The 1,487-nt window shown below is 65.4% G+C and carries 2 protein-coding genes; both read right to left on the bottom strand.

Annotation, left to right across the window (positions count from 1 at the left end; genetic code table 11):
* Nucleotides 1-129: 129 nt before the first annotated feature.
* On the bottom strand, nt 130-1,059 hold the full coding sequence (locus L3X40_RS21775; protein ID WP_237367419.1) for an electron transfer flavoprotein subunit alpha/FixB family protein: 930 nt from the start codon (nt 1,057-1,059) through the stop codon (nt 130-132).
* On the bottom strand, nt 1,056-1,487 hold a 432-nt coding region (locus L3X40_RS21780), incomplete at its 5' end, for an electron transfer flavoprotein subunit beta/FixA family protein (protein WP_237367420.1). The genes L3X40_RS21780 and L3X40_RS21775, both read right to left, overlap by 4 nt.

Consider the following 1,487-nt stretch of genomic DNA (forward strand, 5'->3'; position numbering starts at 1 on the left):
TCCACAAAGAGCGCGCGACCGCAATGTTCGCGACTGAAGCCGCCCGCAGCCCAAATTTCCACCTGCGCAGAGGTTCCCTAACTTTCAAACTGGACCACTTTCAGGGGGGAAGGCCAGGTCGAGCACGCTTCAAAGCTTGCCGGTCAGCTCCGGGACGACACTGAACAAGTCGCCGACGAGACCGATGTCCGCCACTTGGAAGATCGGTGCGTCCTCGTCCTTGTTGATGGCGATGATGGTCTTTGAGTCCTTCATCCCGGCGAGATGCTGGATCGCGCCGGATATGCCGACCGCGATATAGACTTCCGGGGCGACGATCTTGCCGGTCTGGCCGACCTGATAGTCGTTGGGGACATAGCCGGCATCGACCGCGGCCCGGCTGGCGCCGACGGCGGCGCCGAGCTTGTCGGCCAGCGGCTCGATCAGCGCGTGGAAGTTCTCGCCATTCTGCAGCGCCCGGCCGCCCGACACGATGATCTTGGCGCTGGTCAGTTCGGGACGCTCGGACTTGGAGATGTCGGCGCCGACGAAGCTCGACAGCCCCTGGTCGCCCTTGGCCGAGACGGTCTCGACGGCGGCAGACCCGCCCGATGCTTCCGCCTTGGCGAACGCCGTGCCGCGCACCGTAAGGACCTTCTTGGCGTCGGACGACTTCACCGTCGCGATCGCGTTTCCGGCATAGATCGGCCGGGTGAAGGTATCGCTATCCTCGACCGACAGGATGTCGGAGATCTGCATGACGTCGAGCAGCGCCGCCACGCGCGGCGCGATGTTCTTGCCGTTGGAGGTCGCGGGAGCGACGAAGGCATCGTAGCTCGCCATCAGCTCGACGACGAGCGGCGCGACGTTCTCCGCGAGCGCATGGCTGTAGGACGGATCGTCCGCGAGCAGCACCTTGGCGACACCGGCGATCTTCGAAGCCGCTTCGGCGGCGCCCTGCGCACCGGTGCCGGCGACGAGGGCATGGACCTCGCCCAGCTTGCCCGCCGCGGTCACCGCGGCAAGCGTCGCATCGGCAACCGAGGCGTTGTCGTGCTCGACGAGAAGAAGAACGCTCATGCCGCCACTCCCATTGCCTTGAGCTTCGCCACCAGCTCGTCCACGTCGGCGACCTTCACCCCTGCCTCGCGCTTGGAGGGCTCCTTGACGCCAAGCGTCGTGAGCCGCGGCGCGACATCGACGCCATAATCGTCCGGCGTCTTCTGCGCCAATGGCTTGGACTTGGCCTTCATGATGTTGGGCAGGCTGGCATAGCGCGGCTCGTTGAGCCGAAGATCGGTGGTCACCACCGCAGGAAGCTTCAGCTTCACCGTCTCCAGGCCGCCGTCGACTTCGCGGGTCACATTGACCGCATCGCCATCGATCTCGACCTTGGAGGCGAAGGTGCCCTGCGCCCAGCCAAGCAGGGCGGCGAGCATCTGCCCAGTTTGGTTGGAATCATCGTCGATCGCCTGCTTGCCGAGGATGACCAGCCCCGGCTGCTCCTC

The sequence above is a fragment of the Rhizorhapis sp. SPR117 genome (genome assembly GCF_021742065.1).

Excerpts from the sequence above, each read along its gene's own strand:
- L3X40_RS21775 (WP_237367419.1), bottom strand. The coding sequence starts at position 1,059 with ATGAGCGTTCTTCTTCTCGTCGAGCACGACAACGCCTCGGTTGCCGAT.